Origin of the sequence: Pseudoduganella lutea (assembly GCF_004209755.1) — a bacterium.
GTDB classification, from domain to species: domain Bacteria; phylum Pseudomonadota; class Gammaproteobacteria; order Burkholderiales; family Burkholderiaceae_D; genus Rugamonas; species Rugamonas lutea.
The window spans coordinates 1,993,182-2,014,780 of sequence record NZ_CP035913.1; the positions used below are offsets into that span (position 1 = coordinate 1,993,182).

Sequence of the window (21,599 nt, forward strand, 5' to 3'; positions counted from 1 at the left end):
TCACTTCGCAAAAACCGAACCATCGATGCCACTGTCGCTTGCCGATCGCCAGCTGGCCCCGGTTTCCGGCTCATCCGCGGGGGCTGCGACCGCATGCGTGCCGAACCGGCTGGCACGGGCAATGACGGCATTGGCCCAGTTGCGGTGCGTGGCCACTTCGCACATCGAATCGTCGAGCTTGAACACGGCGGGGGCGTCCCGGTCCAGGATGCGCAGGGCCATCGCTACCTCCTTGGGCTGCACCCGGAAGTGCTGCTCGATCGGTTCGATCTGCGACGGATGGATCGCGGTCTTGCCCACCATGCCGTAGGCGATGTCCTGCTGCACTTCCTGCGCCATCAACGCCGGGCAATCCAGGTGCTCGAACACGGGCGACGTGAGGCGCAGGCCGTGGGGGCGGAACGTGGTCACGAGGCTGGCGATCACGGGGCCCAGCGGCGACTGGTAGATCGTCATGTCGCGCGAGCGGCGCAGTCCCAGCAGCGCCAGCAGGTCGTTGCCGCCGATCCGCAGCGCCAGGATGCGGTGGGCGATGTCGGGCGCGCACAGGCGCACACGGAGTGCGCGCATTTCCGCCGGGTCGAACACCTCGGCCGTTTCCAGCGTGGGCATCAGCAGGTGCTTCGTGCCCCCAGCAGGCGCATGTACTCGTCGAGGTTGTCGCGCGTGGCCTTCGGGATCACGAAGCCGGCCAGCTTGTCCGCGCCGGGCATCGCCAGCACGCGCGCCAGTACTGCCGTATTGCGCACGCGGACGAAGCGGTCGAGCCGCGCATGGGCGCGCATGGCCGCCAGCGTTCTGGCCAGGCTGGCCAGCGCCGTTTCCAGCTCGCGCTCGGCCACCGCATCCTCGGTGCAGAAGATGACCGAGCGCAGGGCCGGCATCCGGTCGCCATCGGCGATCGCGGTCAGGTCCTTGTGCGTGGCCGGCACGTACAGCGACGCGCCGATGGGTTTTTCATGCATCGCCTTCCCTCCTGATCAGTGAAACGCCCTGGTAGGGCAATGTGCGGTCGACAACGACGGGAACGCCTTTTTCCTGCGCCAGCAGGTTCAGGTGCGCGACGTCGGCGGCATCGGGATCGCGCAGGATCAGCAGCCGCGGCACCCGCCGCAGCAGCACCCGCGTCGCTTCGCCGATACCGGGTTTGATGAGGTTGACGTCGGCGATATCGTAGCGCTGCGCGATCTCGCGCAGGCAGGCGCGCGACGTGGCGGCCGCGCGCGCCCGGTCCAGCGGCACCGGGGCCAGCTCGCCGGCCGCGGCGATCTCCAGCGCGGCGGCGACGATATCGTCGGCAAAGCCGCGCGACCGGTCGTGCGCGGCGAACTCCTGGTAATACAGGCAGCCATGGAAATCGTCGTGATCGCCGTTGCTGTTCACGACGGTGCGGCTGACCAGCCCGGACACGGTGGCATTCAGGATGCTCGACGGGATCAGGTAATCGGCGTCCGAACTGGCGCAGGCGGCGGCACCGGCCAGGTCGGACAGCACATAGAGGCCGGTATCGAGCCGCACGCGGTGGCGCACGTTGAATTCCCCGACCGACCGTTCGAGTTCGCGGGCAATCACGCCCTTGCCGGTCCAGCCGTCGACGAACACGATCGATGCCGGCACGTGGCGCGCCAGGATGGTGCGCAGCGCCGCCGCGTCGATGCCCCGGTCGCGCACGATCGATACCGAATAATGGACCACGTCGCGGTGCAGCACCTGCTCGAGCAGGTGCTTGAGGATCACGCCGACCGGCGTGCCGGCGCGGGCCAGCGACACCAGTGTGACCTGGCCGGCGCGCCGCGCCGCGATCAGGTGCGCCAGCCGCAGGCAATCGGCCGCCATCCGGCCGCGGTTGGCCAGGCATGCCGCGTCGAACAGCGCCATGTGTCGGCTCGACGGCAGCGATTCCGCCGACAGCATTTCGCTGTAGTGCCGGCGGCCGGACTGGATCAGCGCTTCCTTCTCCTCGACCGATGTGAAGGAATGGCCGGGCAGGCGGCGGAGCAGGAAGCGCACGTCGCCCTGCCGGTAGCTTCCGGAGAAATCGTTCATAGCACCCCCAGCGTCAATGCCGACAGTTGCGTGCCGCGCGGGATGATCGCGTAGTCGCAGGCGGCCATGAAGCGCGCGTCGGTGCTGCTGTCGCCCATGCCGAAGGTCATGATCTCGCCGTGCTCGTCGCGCAGGCGGGCCTGCAGGTATTCAACCGCGCGCGCCTTGTTCAGCCGCTTCGGCAGCACGGCCAGGTTGTTGCCGTTGCGGTGCAGGCAGAACTCGCGCCCTTGCGCGGCGAGCCATGGCACCACCACCTCGCGCTCGATCGCGTCGAGCCGGTCAAGGTTCTTTTCCGCGTCCTTGACATTCACGTAGAACGGCAGGCCAAGGTCTTCCACCAGGCGCACCCGCGCCGGCATACCGGCCTGTCGCGCGTAGTGGTCGATGGCGGCCAGCACTTCGCGCAATCCCGGCAAGGCCGTGGCCATGTCGTCGCCCATGCGCGCCAGCCAGACCGGGTCGGGCGTGCCGTCCGGCGCCAGGATGATGCCGCCGAAATCGATGATCCGGCAATGCGTGAACGGGTAGTCGACACGCGCCAGGCCATCGCGGTCGCGCGCCGTGGTGGGAATCAGCGTCATGCCCTGCCCGACCATGTCGAGAAAGGCGCGCTGGCGGCCGTTCGTGTACGAGTTCGCCGAACCGTCCTTCAGGAAGGCGATCGGTTGCAGCGCATCGCGCGGATCGCATTTCGCCAGCGAGTGGAACAGCGTGTCGTCCAGGTCGACGAACAGGAATTTATGCAATGTCGCTCTCCGATCGGAAATGCACGAGGCGGCCGCCGACCTGGCCGGCCAGGTCGCGCAATGCCTCCCCAGCCGGCGTTTCGTGGCAGATGAACACGTGCGCATACTGGCCCGGCCGAACGTTGTAGACATAGTTGGCGATGCCCTCGCCATAATTGTCGGCGAATGCGAGCCGGCTGCCGATCGCTCCCCATTCGAGGATCGGCGAGCGGGTGGTCGACTGCACGGCGACCTCGATGCCGCGCGCTTCCAGGGCGCCGGCCAGCAGGAATGGCGCATGCATGAATTCACCCGTTCCCAGCACCAGCACGCGCTCGCCGGCTCCGATGCCTGAGGCCAGCGCATCGACCGTGGCGGCGGGGATGGACAGGGGCCGCAGCAGCCCGGTGCGGCCGAAGGCGCCCCCCACCGCGACACCGTCGGCCGCGCCGACCACCTGTGCCAGCGCGGTCTCGGGGAAGCTGGCACCGGCGGCGAAGGTGTAACTGCCGCGCAGCGCGGCGCCCTGCGTGACGGGCAAGCCGATGGCTTCGGCCAGTGCGTCGCCCGCGCCCGCGCCCATGAAATCGGTCAGCGTGGCCAGGTGGACATGGGCCAGCGCCGGATTGAGCGCGCGGCAGGCAGCCGCCAGGTTGCGGAACGTGGTGCCGGTGCTGGCTTCGTCGTCGACGAGCACGAGCGAGCGCGCCCGCATGAACAGCTCGTGCAGTGCCGGATCGGTAGGCAGGTGCAGGAACTGTCGCGGCGCGTGGCTGTGCGGCTCGGCAAATTCGACCAGCGGCGCGCCATCGATGCGATAGCGTGTGGTGTGCAGGAACAGCGCTGTGCCTTCGGGATGGCGGCGCAGGTGGGCCTCGAACACGCCCTGCCCCAGGCCGATCGCCGTTTCGGCCATGGCGATGAAGACCACGGGCCCCGGCAGCGCGGCAGGCAGGCGGGCGGCGAGCGCGTCGTGCAGCTCGCGCATGGCACCGGGCCGCGATGGCCAGTGCTTGCCCAGTACCTTGCTGACGAACAGGAAGCCGCGTTTCGCATTGGCGCGCGCGCCGAAACCGAGCAGCGCATCCAGCGGATACGGGCCCGGCTCCGTGCGCACGGCCAGCACGCCGGTCGGCATCGCGACCTCGCGGCTGTCCGATGCGTGCCAGTCGCCCATCGTGCGGTCGTTCATTGGGCGCCTTCTATTTCGATGGCGTGCTGCCACTCGCCGACACGGATGCCGGCGCGCACGGGCGGAATATCCAGGTGCTCATAGCCCCGGTCGAAGCCGGCAAGCGCCAGCCAGGGCAACGCCGGCCCCGCCATGCACGCCATGCCGACACCGCCGGACATGCGCGGATTGATTTCCAGCAGCCGCATGCGGCCGCCGCTCTCGCGGAACTGCACGTTGAACACGCCGTTCAGGCCATAGTCGGACGCCAGTTTCGCCACCGCGTCGAGGATCACCGGCTGTGGGTCGACCACCTGGCCGGCCCCCGGCTTGGTCAGCTTGCGGCGTGGCACGGCGCAAACGAGGCGCCCATCGTCGGCAACGCAGTCCACGCTGTATTCCAGGCCTTCGAGGAATTCCATCAGCAGCATCGTGCGGAACTCTCCCAGGCCGGCGAGCCCGGAACGGAAATCGTCCAGGCCGATCTGGTACTGGTCGCCGGCCATCAGGATCTGCGCGCTGTTGCGCCCTTCATCGAGCTCGGCGAAACCCAGGCCGTAGACGGACTTCGATGGCTTCACGCACAGTTTCGGATATCTGGCCCGCAACGCGGCATAACCGGCATCGAATTGTGCCGCCGTGGTGAACGGCACGGTTTCCGGCGGCGCGGCAACGGGCAGGTCGACGGTCGCGTAGAAACGTTCCTTGTCGTGCAGCAGCGCGAGCACGTCGGGGCTGGCCACCGCCAGCACACGCGTGCCGATGGCGGCAAAGCGCTCCCGCGCGCCGCTGACCAGTGCCGCTTCCCGATGGGGAACGAAAATGCCGATGTCCCATCGCTGGCAGAATTCGAGGCACCATTCCAGGTAGTCATCGCCCTTCAGCGGCGGTTCCACTTCGAACTGGTGGGCCGCGTTCGCGGCAACGGTCCTGCTGCCGGCCGAGTACAGCAGGTGATACCGCCCGGCGCGGTCGTGCTGCCGGATCAGCGTCATCGCGTTGTAGATCGATGAAAACGTTCGGTTGTACCAGACTCGCATATGTCCTCACTTCGAATGATCGGCCGCGGGCCGCGTGGCGCGGGGGCGTGGAGACCTCGAGAATAAATCAAAAAAGCAAAAAAAGCGGTGGCCGGTTGACCGGACCACCGCAAAGGGAAGCGCGCCATGGGGCAGGCGCAGGTGAAACACGGTACATACTGCATTCGGGTACTGCGGCATTCGGGTTACTGCATATTCTCGCGCGGCGGCGCCGGGCCGCCGCGACTTGCTTGCTGCTGTTGCCGTCAGATGTCGACGTGTGTCGACTGGTGCTTACAGGTGCTGGGCGACTTGCGGCAGCAATTCGTCGAAGGTGCGGCCGGTGCCGTTTTCACCGATCGCATGCATCTTCCATTCGCCGTTGTGGCGGTACAGCTTGGCCATGATCTGGGCACTGTGCGAGCCCTGCACGGACAGGTCGAAGCGCGCCACTTCCTTGCCGTCCTTCGCGTTCAGCAGGCGGCAGTAGGCGTTCTGCACCTGGGCGAAGCTCTGGCCGGTGAAGCTGTTCACCGTGAAGACGATGCTCTTCACGTTGGCCGGTACCTGCTGCAGGTTGACGGTGACCTGCTCGTCGTCGCCATCGCCGGCGCCGGTGCGGTTGTCACCGGAGTGCACCACGCTGCCGTCGCGGCTTTTCAGCTGGCGGAACCACACCGTGTCGACCGGCTTGTTGGCCTCGTCGAACAGCAGGCACGAGGCATCCAGGTCGATGTCGGCGCTCTTGCTGCCAAAGCCGAGGAAGCCCTTGCTCTTGACGGAATCCCAGCCCAGGCCCATCGTCACTTGCGACAACGCGCCGCCGGCTTCCTTGTCCAGAGAGATCTTCTGGCCCTTACTCAAATTCACTGACATGATTTGCTCCTTTTTTCACTGCTTGTTTGCTGCATGGTCACTGCTTCATTTTGCGGGCGGCCGGCGGCCGCCCGCTGGCAATCCTTAGACCGCCACGCCGTAGCTCGTTGCCAGGGCGCCGAGGCCACCGGCGAAGCCCTGGCCGACAGCGCGGAATTTCCAGTCGCTGCCGTTGCGATACAGTTCGCCGAACACCATTGCCGTTTCCGTCGAGCTGTCTTCGGACAGGTCATAGCGTGCCACTTCGGCGCCGCTGGCGGCGTTCACGCAGCGCACGAACGCTTTCTGTACCTGGCCGAAATTCTGGCGGCGGGCATCGGCATCGTGGATCGTCACGCAGACGGCGATGCGGTCCACTTCGGCCGGCACCTTGGCCAGGTCGACGCTCACGGTCTCGTCGTCACCCGAGCCTTCGCCGGTGCGGTTGTCGCCCGAGTGCACCACGGCGCCGTCGGCGGTCTTCAGGTTGTTGTAGAAGATGAAGTCCTGGTCGTTGCGCACCTTGCCGTCGGCCTTCAGCACGAATGCCGAGCTGTCGATGTCGAATGCGGCACCATCGGTGGTGCGTACGTCCCAGCCCAGGCCGATCGTCAGTTGCGACAGACCCGGAGCTTCCTTGGACAGGTTGACGTTGCCGCCTTTTTGCAGACTGATTGCCATGATCGTTACTCCTTCGTTTAGTAGGACACCTTTTGCATATCCGGCGCGACTGGTGTCATGTAGCGCGCCGCGATTCGTCGTGGGCGGGCTCCCGCCCCTTTCGTCACGGGCCATTCGGTGGTTTGCCCACGGCCCGCTTGTTCTTCCTCAACCGCCTTGTTGCTTTGTCTTGTTGCTCAATCAATGCATGCAGTGTAGAGAGTTTCCGCCAATTGAAAAATAGAAGATAATGTGAACTTCACTTCGTAAAAGCCGAAATCATGAAAACCAGCGGAATCAACTTTCGCCACTTGTACTTCTTCCGCGTGGTGGCCGCGGAGGGCAGCGTCACGCGGGCGGCCGAGCGGCTGGGCCTGGCCATCCAGACCGTCAGCGCGCAGCTGTCGGCGCTCGAACAATCGGTGGGCAAGCAGTTGCTGACGCAGCAGGGCCGCCGCCTGGTTCCGACCGAGGCAGGCCGCGTGGCGCTCACGTATGCCGAGCAGATCTTCGAGCTGGGCGACCGCATGCAGGAAGCGCTGAACGAGGCCGACGCGGGGCGCACGCGGCTGACCGTGGGCATCTCGGACTCGTTGCCGAAGCTGATCGCCTACCGCCTGCTGCGCGCGGCGTTCGACATGAAGGTGCCGGTCAAGCTGATCTGCGTGGAGCGCGAATTCGAATCGCTGCTGGCCGACCTGGCGCTGCACAAGCTCGACGTGGTGCTGACGGACCGCTCGGTGCGCGCCTCGGCCAGCCTGCGCGTGTACAACCACCTGCTGGGCGAGAGCGAGATGATGCTGTTCGGCCGGCCCGACCTGGTGGACAGGCATGGCGGTGATTTCCCCCGCAACCTGCACCACGCGCCGATGCTGCTGCCGACGCGGAACAACGCGCTGCGCGGCCGCATCGACGAATGGCTGCTGAAGCACGACGTCCGCCCCGACGTGGTGGGTGAATTCGAGGACAACGCGATGCTGACCACCTTTGCGCGCGACGGCCTGGGCCTGTTCTTCGCCCCCGCCGGCCTGGCGGCAGACATCGAGGCGCAGTTTGGCGCCGTGCCCGCCGGCGCCGCCACCGAACTGCGCGAACAGTTCTATGCGATCTCGAGCGAACGGCGCATCAAGCACCCGGCAGTGGAAGCGATCATGGCCGCGAACACGGGGCTGTTCACGGTGTAGCCTCGCTGCCGGGCGGCTATACGCTGCTGGCGACCTGCAAGGCAACCGGAGCGATGCCGGAAGCGTGAGGCACCGTGGGCCATTGCAGGAGTGAAATTTGCGCTGGGGTATGTGCCCGTCGGATAATATGTATGTTTTAACTACCCGCCCCGGAGAATTCCGCACCACGCGCGACCATGCTGCGCCGTGACGGAAGCAGTCCTGGGTGTGCCTTATGCACAACCTTTTGCTGGTCCTGTTTGCCCTCCTTCTCGTTGCACTGAACGGTTTTTTCGTTGCCGCCGAGTTCGGTATCGTGACACTGCGTCGCACCCGCGTGCGCGCCATCGCGAAGACACAGGGCTTGCGGGGCCGCATCCTTGAAAAAGTACATGGCGAGCTCGATGCCTACCTTTCGGCCTGCCAGCTGGGCATCACGCTGGCTTCGCTGGGGCTGGGCTGGATCGGCGAACCGGCGTTCGCCGGCCTGCTCGAGCCGCTGCTGACCGCGGTCGGCGTCACGTCTCCCGAAATCCTGCACGGCATCTCGTTCGTGTTCGCCTTTGTCACGATTTCGTTCCTGCACATCGTGGTCGGCGAACTGGCGCCGAAATCGCTCGCCATCCGCGTGCCTGAAGCGGTGGCCGTCTGGTGCGCGGTGCCGCTGTATGGCTTCTACTGGATGATGTACCCGGCGATCTGGGTGCTGAACAAGAGCGCCAACATGGTGCTCCACCTGGCCGGCCTGCGCGGACCGGGTGGTCACGATTCGCACTATTCGACCGAAGAACTGAAGCTGATCCTTCGCACCAGCAAGCCGGGCGAGCAGTTCGACAAGGACGAGCGCAACATCCTGGCCAACACGCTCGATTTCTCGCAGTTGCGCGTCTCGGACCTGATGCGGCCCATCAACGAGGTGATCGCGCTGCATGCGTCGCGCACGCTCGAAGCGAACCTGGAAACCGTGGTGCGCAACCGCTTTTCGCGCTATCCCTATTTCGACAGCGATGAATCGGTGCTCGGCATCGTGCACCTGAAAGACCTGTTCTTCGCCCAGCAGAGCGGCAAGCCGATCAAGTCGTTCACGCCATTCCTGCGCCCCGTGGAGACGATTTCCGCGCGCACGCCGGCGATCGAACTGTTCCGCCGCTTCCGCGAAGGCGCCCCGCACTTCGCGCTGATCGGCGAAAAAGGCAAGCGCCCGGTGGGCTTCCTGACGCTGGACAACCTGCTGGGCGCGATGGTGGGCGAGATCCACGATGAATTCCGCCTGAACGAGAACGACTGGCTGAAAGGCGATGACGGCTCGCTGATCGGCAAGGCCAGCCTGCCGATCTTCTCGCTGGAACGCGTGCTGGGCATCGACATCGAGAACGAGGAGCTGGGCCTGGACGAGGTGGAATCGGTGGGCGGCCTGATCATGCTGAAGCTGGGCGATATCCCGAAGCAGGGCCAGCGCGTGAGCTTCAACGCGTTCGACATCGTGGTGCGCAAGATGAACGGCCCGCGCATCCTGCTGGTGAAAGTCATCCCGCGCATGCCGCGCACCGCCGAGGATGAACAGGACTGAACTGAAAGGAATCCGCATGCCGCATTGCCGAATTACCCTGCTGGGCGCCACGCTGCTGGCCGCCTCCGTGCTGGCCCACGCCGCCCCGCAGTACGTGGAAGTGGGCACACAGTTGCCCCGCTTCCACCTGCTCAAGGAAGGCAGCCACCGCTACCTGCGCTACCTGCGCTCGGCCGACGGCAACCTGGCGCTCGACATCTGGCAGCGCGACATCCATTTCGACGGCAAGCAGATGCAGTTGCGCCAGCGCTGGGATGCGGTGGGCAAGGCGCCTTCCGTCAAGCGGCTCGAATCCACGTTCGAGACGGGCACCTTCCGCCCGCTGACGCATGTGCGCATCACGGAAAAGAATGGCCGCAAGACCGTGGAAGGCTTTGCCTTCGCGCCGGACAAAATCAGCGGCATGGCGGACCTGCGGGACAACTCGCAGAAGAACCTGACGGTCGACACGAAGGAGCCGGCCTTCAACTTCGAGGCCGACATGGAATTCATCCAGGCGCTGCCGCTGGCCGACGGCTACGAGGCGCAGGTCGTGTTCTACCACGCCGGCGGGGCCACGGCGCCGGCCCGCTACACGTTCCGCGTGACCGGCAGCGAAGCCATCGCCGGCCCCGCGGGCCCCGTCGACTGCTGGATCGTCACCACCGACTACAACCAGCCGGGCAGCGTGTCGAAATTCTGGTACGCCAAGGGCACGCAGCTGATGGTCAGGCAGGAAAGCGCCCTGCCCGACGGCCGCACGCTGGTCAAGACCCTGCTGGACTGAACATGCTGGAGAAATCGGAAGCACCTGGTGTCCGACACTATTTTCCGGGTGATCTTTCCGGAAAATAGTGTCGGACACCGGTTTTCGCATGATGTTGCTGAGGCCTGAGAGGAAAACCGGTGTCGCACACTTTTTCCGGATGAAGCGCCCGGAAAAAATGTTCGACACCAAGCAAACGTTATCGATAACGCCGAATGCTGCTTATCTGAACGGCATCAGTCTCTGGCACCGGTTTCGTTCACGGCGCCGCTTCGCCCTGCTCGCGCCCCGGCCGGTGGGGCGTGACGGGATTGACGTTGGTCCAGTTGCGCAGCAAGCCGAGAGCGACGGCAAGCAGCGTGGGGCCGATGAACAGGCCGACGAAGCCGAACGCGATCACGCCGCCCAGCACGCCCAGCAGCACGAGCAGGAACGGCAGGCTGGAACCGCGGCTGATCAGCACGGGCTTGACGACATTGTCGACGCCACTGATCAGGAACACGCCCCACACCACCATGAAGATCGCCCAGCCGGTGCTGCCCTGGTAGAACAGCCAGATTGCCGCGCCGCCCCAGATCAGTGGCGGGCCCACGGGAATCAGCGAAAACAGGAACGTGGCCACGGCCAGCAGCGCCACGGCCGGCACGCCGGCGATCATGAAGCCGGCGGCGGCGACGAAGGCCTGCGCCAGCGCGGTGCCGAGCAGGCCGTACATCACGCCGCGCACGGTGCGGCTGACGGTGTCGGCCACTTCCAGCGCATGCTCGCCCATGATCTTGTCCATGCCGATCGACAGCGCCTTCAGCAGCGTATGGCCATCGCGGTACAGGAAGAAGCTCACGAATGCCGCCAGGCTCACCTGCGCCACGCCGCTGCCCAGCACGAGGCCACCGCCCAGCAGGAAATGGCGCGCAGGTTCCATGAAGCGCTTGGCCGTGTCGATCAGTTGCTCGCGGCTGCTGATCAGGTTCTGCACGTATTGGAAGACGGTGTCGCCGACGACGGGGATGCCGCGCAGCCAGTCCGGCGCCGCCATCGTGCCGGAAGCCAGCGCATCGCGCAGCGCGCGGTAGACGTTGCCGGCATTGTCCGCCACGTTCCACGTGACGAGGGCCAGCGGCAGGATGATCACGAGGACCAGCGATACCGTCATCACGGTGGCCGCCAGCGTGCGGTGGCCTTTCAGCCTGTCCAGCAGGCGCACATACAGCTGCCAGCTGGAAATCGTGATCGCGCAGGCGAACAGCACGGCGGGCAGGAATGGCCGCAGCACCCACAGGCAGCCGACGACGAGGAATACGATCGCCGCGAGGCGGGTATAGGGTTGAAAGCGCTTTTCCATGCGGCGGCATCCTCCAGGTTTGCCTGGCAGATGGGGGCGGCCTGCAAAGGATGCAAGGTTATCGGAAAGGCAGCGGCCCGCCGTGGCGGGCCGCAACATGGGGAATTACAGGAGGAAGATCAGGACAGCAGCTGCTTCAGATCGTGCACCACCGGCTTGGTGCCCTGCGCATGGCGCAGGAACAGGCGCACCTTGCCCTGCTTGTCGAACACGTAGCTGCCCGCCGTGTGGTCGATCGAGTAGTTGGCCGGGTCCTGGCCCGGCACCTTCTTGTAGAACACCTTGAATTCCTTGGCGGTCTGCGCGATTTCGGCCGGCGTGCCGTACAGGCCAGTGAAGCGCGGGTCGAAGGCCGGCACGTACTGCTTCAGCAGTTCCGGTGTGTCGCGCTCCGGGTCGAGCGTCACGAACAGCACCTGCACGTCGCTTGCCTGCGGGCCCAGCTCCTTCATCACCGCGGCCATTTCCGCCATCGTCGTCGGGCACACGTCCGGGCATTGCGTGAAGCCGAAGAACATCACCACCACCTTGCCCTTGTAGGTCTCCAGCGTGACCGGCTTGCCATTGTGGTCCTTCAGCGAAAAGCCCTTGGCATAATCGAGACCGGTGATGTCGGTGTTGACGAAGCTGGCCTTCTTTTCGGCACAGCCCACGAGGATACTCAGGAAGAACAGCGCGGCAAGCAGTTTTTTCATGTCAGATCCGGATGTAGTGATCGAGCAGCAGCGCGCCGAACAGCAACGCCAGGTACAGGATCGAGAAGGCAAAGGCCTTGCGGGCCAGCAGGTCGCTGTAGTTGCGCCAGATGCGCCAGCCATACCACAGGAAGACGGCGTCGAGCACGATGGCGCTGACCAGGTAGATCAGGCCGCTCATGCCCACGGCGAACGGCAGCAGCGTGGTGGCCGCCAGCGCGATCGAATACAGGAACACGTGGAATTGCGTGAACGCCATGCCATGCGTGACGGGCAGCATCGGCAGGCCGGACTTCGCGTAATCGTCGCGGCGATACAGCGCCAGCGCCCAGAAATGCGGCGGCGTCCACAGGAAGATGATCAGCACCAGCAGCCAGGCCTGCATCGGCACCTCGTTGGCGATGGCAGCCCAGCCCAGCGCCGGCGGCATCGCGCCCGACAGGCCGCCGATGACGATGTTCTGCGGCGTGGCCGGCTTCAGGATCATCGTGTAGATGACGGCATAGCCGACGAAGGTGACGAAGGTGAGCCACATCGTCAGCGGGTTCACCAGCGCATACAGGATCCACATGCCGGCGCCGCCGATGATGCTCGAAAAGATCATCGTCTGTGTCGGCGTGATTTCGCCACGCGCCATGGGCCGGCGCGCAGTGCGCGCCATGCGCGCGTCGATCTCGCGCTCGGCCAGGCAGTTGACGGCGAACGCGGCTCCGGCCAGCAGCCAGATGCCGATCGTGCCGGCCACCACCACGCGCCAGTCCGGCAACTCGTCGGTGGCGAGGAACATCCCGATCACGGCGCAGAACACGGCCAGTTGGGTGACGCGCGGCTTCGTCAGCGCCCAGTATTGGGCGATGCGGCTGGTCTGGCGGTGGGCGGCGGCTTGGGCGGTCATGGAGTGGGGGTCGAAAAACTGGCCCGATAGTTTACCATGGTCAGCAACAGCACGAGGGCCGCCGCGCCGGCGTTATGCAGCACGGCGATCGTCAGCGGGAAATTCAGGTAGATCGTGGCCACGCCGGTGAGCAGCTGCAGCACCATGACGATGGCGATGCCCTTCACCGGTTTGCGCAGCAACGGCACCCGCCACGCCTTCCAGCACGTGTAGCCCAGCACGAGCACGACGACGAGCGCGAAGTTGCGGTGCACCCAGTGGATCGCCGTGAGCGCCGAGAATGGCAGGTAATGGCCGGCCTTGGTCTTGCCCAGTTCGCGCCACAGGTGGAAGCCATGTTCGAAATCCATGTCCGGGACCACCTTGCCGCCGCACAGCGGGAATTCCATGCAGGCCAGCGTGGCGTAATTGGTGCTGACCCAGCCACCGAGGAACAGCTGCACCAGCACGACAAGGCCCGACAGTGCCGCGAGCCGCCGGATGGTGCGTAGTGTGGGGGCCGGCACGCCAGCCCGGCCGAAAGGTGTCATCGCGTTGTCCTGCCGGCCGCCGAACCATGCGAGCAGCGCCAGCAGCCCCATGCCCAGCAGCAGGTGGATGGTGACGATCACCGGCTGCAGCTTCAGCGTGACGGTCCACGCGCCGAAGGCGCCCTGGATGCAGACGAAGACGAACAGCAGCGTGGGATAGCCGGGATGGTAGCCGGCCTTGCGCTCGCGGCGCCAGCGGTACCACGCCACGGCCATCATGGCCATGATCAGCACGCCGATGGCCATGGCGAAGTAGCGGTGGATCATCTCGACCCAGGCCTTGAACATCGTCACCGGGCCGCTCGGCATCAGCGCCTCGGCGGCGCGGATCTCCTCGTGCGCGAGGAACGGGTTGGCCAGGCCGTAGCAGCCGGGCCAGTCGGGGCAGCCCAGGCCCGAGTCGGTCAAGCGGGTGAATGCGCCGAACACGATCAGGTCGAACGTGATGAAGACACTGATCCACACCAGCTTGCGGTACTTGTTGACATCCTTCGAAATGAAGACGATCGACAGCGGCAGCAGCGCGACGATCAGGGCGGTGATGGCCATCTGGGCCAGCGTGGTGTGAAGCATCGTGTTTCCTTTGTCCGGCCGCGCCGTTACCCGATCGCCGACGCCTTGAGCAGCTTGCCGATATCCTTCTTCATCTTCGTCGGATCGGGATTCTTCGGGAAGCGCATCATCAGGTTGCCACGCGGGTCGATGATGTAGATGTGATCCTGCGCGTTGCCGCCCGCTTCCACCGGCAGCCATTTGTAGACGGCGTCGCCGGGTGCGCGCAGCATCCGCGTGCCATCGTTCACGCGCAGCAGCACCGTTTCCAGCGGCTGCTCGTCGGTAATGAGCCACACGCGCTCGATACGGTCGCGCTCCTTGCCCTGCATCGTGCGCAGCTGGCGCATCGTGAACAGCTGGTCCTGGCAAGGCTTGCCGCACTCGGAGCCGCCGACCTTCAGCATGATCCACTTGCCGGCCAGGGATTCGAGCGTGACGGGGTCGCCGCCCAGCGTGCGCGTGGCCATCGCCGGCATCGGCACGGTGCGCGGGTCGATCAGTGCGCCGTAATTGGTACGGCCGGTCGGCTTGACCACGTAGTACATGAAGTAGGAAGCGATGAGCGGCGATGCGCACACGGCCAGCACGGCGAACAGCTTCCAGCGCCCGCCTTTTTTACTGATTGGTTTTTGTTCCACTGCTTTTTCCACTTCTTAATCCGCTGATGATAAAGAACATCAAGGCCGTCAGCGCCAGCGCATACCACTGGAACGCGTAGCCACGGTGTTTGTCGACGCCAAGGTCGGGGGCCGGCCAGTCGCGCAGCAGCACGCCTTCGCTGCCGTCTGCCGAGGTTTGCTCGAGCACGAAAGGGTGCAGTTGCAGGCCGCTGGCGGCGGCGACCTGGGCTACGGCGGCATTCTGCACGATCGCGCCGGCCACGAGCGGCGGCGCTTCGCCAAGCTCCATCACATGCCCGGCATTCGGCTTGGCCACGCCTTCGATCGTGACGGTGCCGGCCGGCGTGGGATACGGTGCGATGCGCAGGCGGTCGGCCGCATCGCGCGGCAGCCAGCCGCGTGCCACCAGCACGTGCATCGCCGTGCCCTCGATGCGAAATGGCATCAGCACGTAGAAGCCGGCGCGGCCCGCATGCGGGCGGTTGTCCAGGTACACCGGCCAGCCGGTGATGAACGTGCCGGTGGCCGACACGCGGCGAAACTGGGCTTCGGCGGGCGCGATGGGCGCAGCGCCGGCCACCAGGGGCGCGGCGGCGCTGCCGCCGGCCAGTTCCGCCGCGACCGCCATCTTTTCGTCGGCGCGGCCATCCTGCCAGCGCCCCAGCGCAATACCCAGTATCACCAGCAGCAGCGTGGCAATGAACGGCACGGCCTTAAAACGGAATCCGATACGCATTACAATGAAGCTCTTCCTTTCGGTGCCGCCACCATGAAAATTTTCGTCGCCATCGCCTTCATCCTCATTATCGGCAGCCTCGCCTCGGCGCTGTTCTACCTGATGCGCGGCAAGGGTGGCAATCCCCGCACCGTGCGCGCCCTGGCGCTGCGCGTGGGCTTCTCGATCGCGCTGTTCATCATCATCCTCGTGCTGAACCGGATGGGGTATATCCAGCCGACCGGCATTCGCTGAGCCCGGACGGGCAAAACCGCACAAGGTCACACAGGAGAAGGTCAAACAAAAAGCCGCAACGGCTGCCCGCTGCGGCTTTCATCCCACCAGGCGAAGCGATTATAGCCTTGCCTTACAACCAGTACACTACGACATAAAGTCCCAGCCACACGACGTCGACGAAGTGCCAGTACCAGGCGGCGCCTTCGAACGCGAAGTGGTTTTCCGGCGTGAAGTGCCCTTTCATCACGCGGAACAGCACGACGGCCAGCATGATCGCGCCCATCGTCACGTGGAAACCGTGGAAGCCGGTCAGCATGAAGAACGTGGAACCGTAGATGCCGGACGTGAGCTTCAGGTTCAGGTCCTGGTAGGCATGTATGTATTCATACACCTGGAAGCCCATGAACACGGCGCCCAGCAGGATCGTGGCGGCCAGCCAGATTGCGCACTTGCTGCGCTTGCCGGCCTGGATCGCATGGTGCGAGATCGTCAGCGTGACACCCGACAGCAGCAGCAGCGCCGTGTTGATCGTCGGGATCGGGAACGGGCCCATGACGTTGAAGTTGTCGACCACGCCGGCCGGGCCGGTATTGCCCCACTGCGCCGAGAAGTCGGGCCACAGCACCTTGTGGTCCAGGTCGGCCAGCCATGGCATCGAGATCACGCGGGCGTAGAACAGCGCGCCGAAGAAGGCGCCGAAGAACATCACCTCGGAGAAAATGAACCAGGCCATCGACCAGCGGTAGGAGTGGTCGATGCGCTTGCTGTACAGCCCTCCTTCGGATTCGTGGATCGCGTCGCCGAACCAGCCATACAGCACGGCCAGCATCGCGGCGATGCCAACGAGGCACACCAGCTTGCCCCACGCGCTGTCATTGACCCAGGCCGACGCGCCGACCATCGTCACCAGCATCGAGATCCCGGCCAGCATCGGCCAGCGGGACGGCCCGGGCACGAAGTAATACGGTGCTTGCTTCGAAATCATCATCATCTCCTCGCGAACTTGTCGAATTTACGAACTTCTATTTATTGGGATACCACCAGCCCGACGACGGCGACCAGGATGCCGATGAAGACGGCCGCGGCGATCAGCCCGGCCACGATCACATGGATCGGGTTCAGCTTGCCCCATCCTGGTCGAAATCACTCTTGCGACGCAGCCCTACGAACGACCACAGCACCGCCTTCAAGGAATACAGGAAGGACGGCTTGCGGTCGTTCACAACTGCCCCGCCCCGCCATGTGCCGCTGGCTGCGGTGCCTGGGCCAGACCGCCGATCTCGATGAAGGTGTACGACAGCGTGATCGTCTTCACTTCCTTCGGCAGCTTTGGATCCAGGTAGAACATCACCGGCATCTGCTTTGCCTCGTGCGCCTGCAGCGTTTGCTGCTTGAAGCAGAAGCACTCCACTTTCTTGAAATGCGGGGTGGCGCTTTGCGGTGCGTAGCTCGGCACCGCCTGCGCGTTCACCACGCGGCCCTGCGAGTTCACCACCTCGTACACCACCGTCACCATCTCGCCCGGATGCACGGTGACGCTGTTCGTCGTGGGGCGGAACCGCAGCGTGCCCTGCACGTTGCTGTCCAGCTCCACGGTGATGCTGCGCGAACGGTCGACCTGGGTATTCTCCGGCGGCGCCACGGTGCCATCCTTCTGGGTCAGCACGTTAATGCCGAGCACCTCGCAGATATGCTTGTAGACCGGGATCAGCGCGTAGCCGAACCCGAACATCGCCACCGCGATCACGACCAGCTTGCCGAGCAGCTTGCGGTTCTCGTCTTTCATCATGATGCGCTGCCCGGCTCAGAGCAGGTGCTGGGCGATCACGGACACGAAGAACACGAGCGCGATCGAACCCAGGATCAGCGCCAGCCGCAGGTTGCTCTTTTTCTGGTTCGACATGGCATCCTCCTGCTTACTTGACGGTCGGCGGCGTTTCAAAGGTGTGGAACGGCGCCGGCGACGGCACGGTCCACTCCAGGCCTTCAGCGCCTTCCCACGGCTTGGCCGATGCGGCCTTGCCGCCGCGGATCGTCGGCAGCACCACGCAGAACAGGAAGAACGCCTGCATCAGGCCGAAGCCGAATGCGCCGATCGACACGAGCGTGTTGAAGTCGGTGAACTGCGCCGGGTAATCCGCATAGCGGCGCGGCATGCCGGCCAGGCCCAGGAAGTGCATCGGGAAGAACGTGACGTTGAACGTGACCAGCGAACCCCAGAAGTGGATCTTGCCCATCAATTCGCTGTACATGTGGCCCGTCCACTTCGGCGCCCAGTAGTAGAAGCCGGCGAACAGCGCGAACAGGGAACCGGCCACCAGCACGTAGTGGAAGTGCGCCACCACGTAGTAGGTGTCGTGCACCTGGATGTCGATCGGCGTCACTGCCAGGATCAGGCCCGTGAAGCCGCCGATCGTGAACACGAAGATGAAGCCCACCGCGAACAGCATCGGCGTCTCGAACGTCATCGAGCCCTTCCACATCGTGGCGATCCAGTTGAACACCTTCACGCCGGTCGGCACCGCGATCAGCATGGTGGCGTACATGAAGAACAGCTGCGAGGTGACCGGCATGCCGGTGGTGAACATGTGGTGCGCCCAGACGATGAACGACAGGATCGCGATCGACGCGGTGGCGTACACCATCGATGCGTAGCCGAACAGCGGCTTGCGGGCGAACGCCGGGATGATCTGCGAGACGATGCCGAATGCCGGCAGGATCATGATGTACACCTCGGGGTGGCCGAAGAACCAGAAGATGTGCTGGTACATGACCGGGTCGCCGCCGCCGGCGGCGTTGAAGAACGAGGTGCCGAAGTGGCGGTCGGTCAGCGTCATCGTGATGGCGCCGGCCAGCACTGGCATCACGGCGATCAGCAGGTAGGCGGTGATCAGCCAGGTCCAGCAGAACATCGGCATCTTCATCAACGTCATACCTGGAGCGCGCATGTTCAGGATCGTGACGACGATGTTGATCGAACCCATGATCGACGAGGCGCCCATGATGTGCATCGCGAAGATCGCCATGTCCATGCCCGGGCCCATCTGGGTCGACAGCGGCGCATACAGCGTCCAGCCGGCAGCGGTGGCGCCGCCCGGCACGAAGAACGAACCGGCCAGCAGCAGCGCCGCCGGTGGCAGCAGCCAGAAGCTGAAGTTGTTCATGCGGGCGAACGCCATGTCCGATGCGCCGATCTGCAGCGGGATCATCCAGTTAGCAAAGCCCACGAAGGCGGGCATGATGGCGCCGAACACCATCACCAGGCCGTGCATCGTGGTCAGCTGGTTGAAGAACTCCGGATGGAAGAACTGCAGGCCAGGCTGGAACAGCTCCATGCGGATCATCAGTGCCAGCACGCCGCCGGACAGCAGCATGATGAACGAGAACCACAGGTACAGGGTACCGATGTCCTTGTGGTTGGTGGCGAACAGCCAGCGGCGCAGGCCGGTCGGATGGTCGTGCGCGTGGTCGTCGTGGCCATGCGCGTGGTCGTGACCGTGCGTCTGGTCGTGACCGTGATCGAGAGTAGTCGTGCTCATCGTAATGCTCCTGGATTACTTGCGTGCTGCCACAATTTCAGCCGGTTGAACGATGTTTTCTGCTGGCTTGTTCGACCAGTTGTTCCGCGTGTAGGTGATGACCGCGGCAATGTCGGAATCCGACAGTTGCTTCCAGCCCGGCATTTCGGCCGGATACTTGCCGGTCTTCTGGCCGTTCAGCAGCACGTGGATCTGGTCGCCCTTGGCGCCGTTCACGACCGCCGAGCCGTCGAGCGGTGCGAACGCGCCCGGCACACCCTTGCCGTTGGCCTGGTGGCACACGGCGCAGTTGGCGGTGTACACCTTCTCGCCCTTGGTCTTCAGTTCGTCGATGGTCCACGTCTTGTTCGGATCGTCCGCCAGCGCGGCCATTTCCGCCTTCTTCGTGTTGACCCAGGCCGTATATTCGGCGTCGGTGACCACTTTCACGACGATCGGCATGAATGCGTGCTCCTTGCCGCACAGTTCGGCGCAATTGCCGCGGAACGTGCCGGTGTGCTCGGACTTGAACCACGTGTCGCGCACGAAGCCCGGAATCGCATCCTGCTTGACGCCGAACGCCGGGATCATCCAGGCGTGGATCACGTCCGTGGCGGTGGTGACGATGCGGATCTTCTTGTTGACGGGGACGACCACTTCATTGTCGACTTCCATCAGGTAGTTCTCGCCCCGTGCCTCGGTGGCGGGGGCGCCCGGCGCGCCGATCTGTGCGCGCGGCGTGGACAGGTTCGAGACGAACGAGATGCCCTCGCCTTCGCCCTTCAGGTAGTCGTAGCCCCACTTCCATTGCATGCCCGTGGCCTTGATGGTGATGTCGGCGTTCGACGTATCCTTCATGCCGACCACGGTGCGGGTCGCCGGCAATGCCATGCCGATGACGATCAGGAACGGCACCACGGTCCAGGCGATTTCAACGGCGGTGGATTCGTGGAACGTGGCGGCCTTGTGGCCGACCGATTTGCGGTGCTTCAGGATCGAATAGAACATCACGCCGAACACGGCGACGAAGATCACCAGGCAGACGATCATCATCCAGTTGTGCAGCGTGTAGATTTCCGAGGCGATCTGGGTCGCGGCCGGTTGCAGGTCAAGCTGGTTCTTCAGCGGCCCGCCGGTGCCCCCCGTGGCTGCGGTGTATGTTCCCGTTGCCGTCGCTGCCGGCTCTGCCCAGCCCGGCGAGCAGGCCAGGGCCGCCCATGATGCGGCCAGCAACGATGTAAGTCGCTTCGCAAGTTTCATATGATCCCCAAAACCAACCCAAGATATAAGAAAAATTTTTTATGGCGACGACCTGCCTGTAGAGGTGGATCGTCTCGTGCATTCAACACCTTGCAGCTCCTTGTTGGAGCCACGACCATTGCCACCGGCAGACCCGATATCGCCGATGACGCGGGCTATTGATGCCTTGCTGATGCTTTGCTGATGCTTGCTGTTTCTGGCTTTTGCAACGTCAGGATCTTGCTGTCCGTATGGAAAAAAGTAGCCAAAACAGTCAAGGATTATAAGCAGTATTTCTGATCGACTTCAAGGTAAATTGCACCACGAAAAATGGTGCGGCGCCACATGTATCGCTATCATTTCGGCGTCCGCGGCGCGAAGCGAATGATGGCTTCGCCATCCTTCGTGACGCGGGCTTCCGGCTTGAAAGCGTGTCCATAAATGACCTCGAAAGTGAGGCCGATCCTGCCGTCTGCGCGGCGCTGTTTTTGCAATCCTGTGAACAGCTTCTCACGGGCTGAACGGCTGAGCAAGCCTTTACGTACGGTGCTCAGGGGATTGCCGCCCAGTGCCCGCACATCGGCGAGAAGCTTCGCCGGATCGTCGTACGTGACGGTGATTTTTTCCATGTCCATGACTGGCGTGGAAAAGCCCGCTTCAACGAGCTGATCGCCGAAATCATGCATGTCCACAAACGGCAGTGTATGGGGGGCAAGATCGATATCGGTAAAGGCAGAACGTACTTCCTGTAAGGAGTCCGGACCGAGGCAGGAAAACATCATCAGCCCGTTGACGCGCAGCACGCGGCGCCATTCGGCGAACACGCGGTCCGGCTGCGGGTGCCAGTGCAGCGCCAGGTTCGACCAGACGAGGTCGACACTGGCAGCGCCCAGCGGCAGGTCGGCGAAATCACCACAGACGAGATCGATGCCGCTCTTGGCCGGCAACAGCTTGCTGATCAGGCGGTTCAAGCCCCTGGCCCCCTGCGTGTCGATCGTCTTCAGCATCGGCACCGACGCGTCGAGGCCGATGACCTGTGCCGCGGCATAGGCTTTCTGCAATGTTGCGAGATCGGCACCGCCACCACAACCGGCGTCCAGCACGCGCTGTGGCGCCAGGCGCACCAGTTGCAGGCGCTCGTGCATGCGCGCCGCGATTTCGCGGCGCAGGAATTCGGCATTGCGCAGGCGTTCCGGCCGGGAGAACAATGCGCGAACGCGCTCCAGGTCGATTGGAGCGGACAGTTTGGGAGGGCGGACTTGCATGGGAATGTGGAGTTGAATGCGATAATGTGCG

At 64.4% G+C, this 21,599-nt stretch carries 22 protein-coding genes and 2 pseudogenes; 4 read left to right on the forward strand and 20 right to left on the reverse strand.

All coding sequences use genetic code 11. From position 1 onward, the window contains the following. The 7 genes and pseudogenes from EWM63_RS08305 to EWM63_RS08335 all read right to left on the reverse strand — a co-directional run bounded on the left by EWM63_RS08305 (position 1) and on the right by EWM63_RS08335 (position 6,500). Positions 1-965, reverse strand: a pseudogene (locus EWM63_RS08305) (HpcH/HpaI aldolase/citrate lyase family protein). Then, positions 958-2,046 (reverse strand): cysteine protease StiP family protein, encoded by a 1,089-nt coding sequence (locus tag EWM63_RS08310; RefSeq protein ID WP_130186106.1) that lies wholly within the window; start codon positions 2,044-2,046, stop codon positions 958-960. The pseudogene EWM63_RS08305 and the gene EWM63_RS08310 overlap by 8 nt, the downstream one beginning before the upstream one ends. Next, a complete protein-coding gene (locus tag EWM63_RS08315; protein WP_130186107.1) occupies positions 2,043-2,795 on the reverse strand; it encodes an HAD family hydrolase in 753 nt (250 codons plus the stop codon). The genes EWM63_RS08310 and EWM63_RS08315 overlap by 4 nt, the downstream gene beginning before the upstream one ends. Then, on the reverse strand, positions 2,788-3,966 hold the full coding sequence (locus EWM63_RS08320) for a phosphoribosyltransferase domain-containing protein (protein ID WP_229487805.1): 1,179 nt from the start codon (positions 3,964-3,966) through the stop codon (positions 2,788-2,790). The genes EWM63_RS08315 and EWM63_RS08320 overlap by 8 nt, the downstream gene beginning before the upstream one ends. Then, complete coding sequence (locus EWM63_RS08325) at positions 3,963-4,985, reverse strand: ATP-grasp domain-containing protein (protein ID WP_130186108.1); 1,023 nt, start codon at positions 4,983-4,985, stop codon at positions 3,963-3,965. The genes EWM63_RS08320 and EWM63_RS08325 overlap by 4 nt, the downstream gene beginning before the upstream one ends. 273 nt (positions 4,986-5,258) lie before the next feature. Continuing rightward, positions 5,259-5,840: a TerD family protein gene (locus EWM63_RS08330; RefSeq protein WP_130186109.1), complete on the reverse strand. Its 582-nt coding sequence runs from the start codon at positions 5,838-5,840 to the stop codon at positions 5,259-5,261. 84 nt (positions 5,841-5,924) lie between these two features. Then, complete coding sequence (locus EWM63_RS08335) at positions 5,925-6,500, reverse strand: TerD family protein (RefSeq protein WP_130186110.1); 576 nt, start codon at positions 6,498-6,500, stop codon at positions 5,925-5,927. 260 nt (positions 6,501-6,760) lie between these two features. Between EWM63_RS08335 and EWM63_RS08340 the strand changes: the two genes are divergently transcribed. From EWM63_RS08340 to EWM63_RS08350, 3 genes are all read left to right on the forward strand, one after another. Further along, on the forward strand, positions 6,761-7,663 hold the full coding sequence (locus tag EWM63_RS08340; protein WP_130186111.1) for a LysR family transcriptional regulator: 903 nt from the start codon (positions 6,761-6,763) through the stop codon (positions 7,661-7,663). 214 nt (positions 7,664-7,877) lie between these two features. Next, entirely contained in the window at positions 7,878-9,212 is a 1,335-nt protein-coding gene (locus tag EWM63_RS08345) for a hemolysin family protein (protein ID WP_130186112.1), read from the forward strand. A gap of 16 nt (positions 9,213-9,228) precedes the next feature. Beyond that, positions 9,229-9,978: a DUF3108 domain-containing protein gene (locus EWM63_RS08350; RefSeq protein WP_130186113.1), complete on the forward strand. Its 750-nt coding sequence runs from the start codon at positions 9,229-9,231 to the stop codon at positions 9,976-9,978. Positions 9,979-10,216: 238 nt separating this feature from the next. Here the strand turns inward: EWM63_RS08350 and EWM63_RS08355 are convergent, their stop codons facing one another. The 6 genes from EWM63_RS08355 to EWM63_RS08380 form a co-directional block, all read right to left on the reverse strand. Then, on the reverse strand, positions 10,217-11,299 hold the full coding sequence (locus tag EWM63_RS08355) for an AI-2E family transporter (protein WP_130186114.1): 1,083 nt from the start codon (positions 11,297-11,299) through the stop codon (positions 10,217-10,219). A 119-nt stretch (positions 11,300-11,418) separates the two neighbouring features. Next, positions 11,419-11,994, reverse strand: a complete 576-nt coding sequence (locus EWM63_RS08360; protein ID WP_130186115.1) for an SCO family protein — start codon at positions 11,992-11,994, stop codon at positions 11,419-11,421. A gap of 1 nt (position 11,995) precedes the next feature. Beyond that, on the reverse strand, positions 11,996-12,889 hold the full coding sequence (cyoE, locus tag EWM63_RS08365; protein ID WP_130186116.1) for a heme o synthase: 894 nt from the start codon (positions 12,887-12,889) through the stop codon (positions 11,996-11,998). Continuing rightward, positions 12,886-13,992: a COX15/CtaA family protein gene (locus EWM63_RS08370; protein WP_229487806.1), complete on the reverse strand. Its 1,107-nt coding sequence runs from the start codon at positions 13,990-13,992 to the stop codon at positions 12,886-12,888. Before EWM63_RS08370 ends, cyoE begins: the two co-directional genes overlap by 4 nt. Before the next feature lie 26 nt (positions 13,993-14,018). Further along, on the reverse strand, positions 14,019-14,612 hold the full coding sequence (locus EWM63_RS08375) for an SCO family protein (protein ID WP_130186117.1): 594 nt from the start codon (positions 14,610-14,612) through the stop codon (positions 14,019-14,021). Next, a complete protein-coding gene (locus EWM63_RS08380) occupies positions 14,590-15,330 on the reverse strand; it encodes an SURF1 family protein (RefSeq protein WP_130186118.1) in 741 nt (246 codons plus the stop codon). The genes EWM63_RS08375 and EWM63_RS08380 overlap by 23 nt, the downstream gene beginning before the upstream one ends. A 33-nt stretch (positions 15,331-15,363) precedes the next feature. On the opposite strand from EWM63_RS08380, the gene EWM63_RS08385 reads away from it, so the two are divergent. Further along, complete coding sequence (locus EWM63_RS08385; protein ID WP_130186119.1) at positions 15,364-15,564, forward strand: twin transmembrane helix small protein; 201 nt, start codon at positions 15,364-15,366, stop codon at positions 15,562-15,564. Between the two features lie 112 nt (positions 15,565-15,676). Here EWM63_RS08385 and EWM63_RS08390 read toward each other — a convergent pair whose 3' ends face one another. The 7 genes and pseudogenes from EWM63_RS08390 to EWM63_RS08415 all read right to left on the reverse strand — a co-directional run bounded on the left by EWM63_RS08390 (position 15,677) and on the right by EWM63_RS08415 (position 21,568). Then, on the reverse strand, positions 15,677-16,537 hold the full coding sequence (locus tag EWM63_RS08390) for a cytochrome c oxidase subunit 3 (RefSeq protein WP_371861201.1): 861 nt from the start codon (positions 16,535-16,537) through the stop codon (positions 15,677-15,679). 35 nt (positions 16,538-16,572) lie between these two features. Continuing rightward, a pseudogene (locus EWM63_RS08395) lies at positions 16,573-16,769 on the reverse strand (DUF2970 domain-containing protein). After that, positions 16,766-17,335 (reverse strand): cytochrome c oxidase assembly protein, encoded by a 570-nt coding sequence (locus EWM63_RS08400; protein ID WP_130186121.1) that lies wholly within the window; start codon positions 17,333-17,335, stop codon positions 16,766-16,768. Before EWM63_RS08400 ends, EWM63_RS08395 begins: the two are co-directional and overlap by 4 nt. Positions 17,336-17,350: 15 nt before the next feature. Beyond that, positions 17,351-17,449: a cytochrome oxidase small assembly protein gene (locus EWM63_RS32315; protein ID WP_229487807.1), complete on the reverse strand. Its 99-nt coding sequence runs from the start codon at positions 17,447-17,449 to the stop codon at positions 17,351-17,353. 13 nt (positions 17,450-17,462) lie between these two features. Further along, complete coding sequence (gene ctaD, locus EWM63_RS08405) at positions 17,463-19,085, reverse strand: cytochrome c oxidase subunit I (protein WP_130186122.1); 1,623 nt, start codon at positions 19,083-19,085, stop codon at positions 17,463-17,465. Between the two features lie 15 nt (positions 19,086-19,100). Continuing rightward, complete coding sequence (gene coxB / locus EWM63_RS08410; RefSeq protein WP_130186123.1) at positions 19,101-20,324, reverse strand: cytochrome c oxidase subunit II; 1,224 nt, start codon at positions 20,322-20,324, stop codon at positions 19,101-19,103. 335 nt (positions 20,325-20,659) lie between these two features. Next, positions 20,660-21,568 (reverse strand): methyltransferase domain-containing protein, encoded by a 909-nt coding sequence (locus EWM63_RS08415; protein WP_130190273.1) that lies wholly within the window; start codon positions 21,566-21,568, stop codon positions 20,660-20,662. Positions 21,569-21,599 lie beyond the last annotated feature (31 nt).

Bases quoted from the DNA above. Each gene is read 5' to 3' on its own strand.
- EWM63_RS08415 (WP_130190273.1), bottom strand. From the start codon at position 21,568: ATGCAAGTCCGCCCTCCCAAACTGTCCGCTCCAATCGACCTGGAGCGC.
- EWM63_RS08325 (WP_130186108.1), bottom strand. From the start codon at position 4,985: ATGCGAGTCTGGTACAACCGAACGTTTTCATCGATCTACAACGCGATG.
- EWM63_RS08335 (WP_130186110.1), bottom strand. From the start codon at position 6,500: ATGGCAATCAGTCTGCAAAAAGGCGGCAACGTCAACCTGTCCAAGGAA.
- coxB (WP_130186123.1), bottom strand. From the start codon at position 20,324: ATGAAACTTGCGAAGCGACTTACATCGTTGCTGGCCGCATCATGGGCG.
- EWM63_RS08340 (WP_130186111.1), top strand. From the start codon at position 6,761: ATGAAAACCAGCGGAATCAACTTTCGCCACTTGTACTTCTTCCGCGTG.
- EWM63_RS08400 (WP_130186121.1), bottom strand. From the start codon at position 17,335: ATGATGAAAGACGAGAACCGCAAGCTGCTCGGCAAGCTGGTCGTGATC.
- EWM63_RS08350 (WP_130186113.1), top strand. From the start codon at position 9,229: ATGCCGCATTGCCGAATTACCCTGCTGGGCGCCACGCTGCTGGCCGCC.
- EWM63_RS08345 (WP_130186112.1), top strand. From the start codon at position 7,878: ATGCACAACCTTTTGCTGGTCCTGTTTGCCCTCCTTCTCGTTGCACTG.
- cyoE (WP_130186116.1), bottom strand. From the start codon at position 12,889: ATGACCGCCCAAGCCGCCGCCCACCGCCAGACCAGCCGCATCGCCCAA.
- EWM63_RS08320 (WP_229487805.1), bottom strand. From the start codon at position 3,966: ATGAACGACCGCACGATGGGCGACTGGCACGCATCGGACAGCCGCGAG.
- EWM63_RS08330 (WP_130186109.1), bottom strand. From the start codon at position 5,840: ATGTCAGTGAATTTGAGTAAGGGCCAGAAGATCTCTCTGGACAAGGAA.
- EWM63_RS08310 (WP_130186106.1), bottom strand. From the start codon at position 2,046: ATGAACGATTTCTCCGGAAGCTACCGGCAGGGCGACGTGCGCTTCCTG.
- EWM63_RS08360 (WP_130186115.1), bottom strand. From the start codon at position 11,994: ATGAAAAAACTGCTTGCCGCGCTGTTCTTCCTGAGTATCCTCGTGGGC.
- EWM63_RS08380 (WP_130186118.1), bottom strand. From the start codon at position 15,330: ATGCGTATCGGATTCCGTTTTAAGGCCGTGCCGTTCATTGCCACGCTG.
- ctaD (WP_130186122.1), bottom strand. From the start codon at position 19,085: ATGAGCACGACTACTCTCGATCACGGTCACGACCAGACGCACGGTCAC.
- EWM63_RS08390 (WP_371861201.1), bottom strand. From the start codon at position 16,537: ATGATGATGATTTCGAAGCAAGCACCGTATTACTTCGTGCCCGGGCCG.
- EWM63_RS08370 (WP_229487806.1), bottom strand. From the start codon at position 13,992: ATGCTTCACACCACGCTGGCCCAGATGGCCATCACCGCCCTGATCGTC.
- EWM63_RS08385 (WP_130186119.1), top strand. From the start codon at position 15,364: ATGAAAATTTTCGTCGCCATCGCCTTCATCCTCATTATCGGCAGCCTC.
- EWM63_RS32315 (WP_229487807.1), bottom strand. From the start codon at position 17,449: ATGTCGAACCAGAAAAAGAGCAACCTGCGGCTGGCGCTGATCCTGGGT.
- EWM63_RS08355 (WP_130186114.1), bottom strand. From the start codon at position 11,299: ATGGAAAAGCGCTTTCAACCCTATACCCGCCTCGCGGCGATCGTATTC.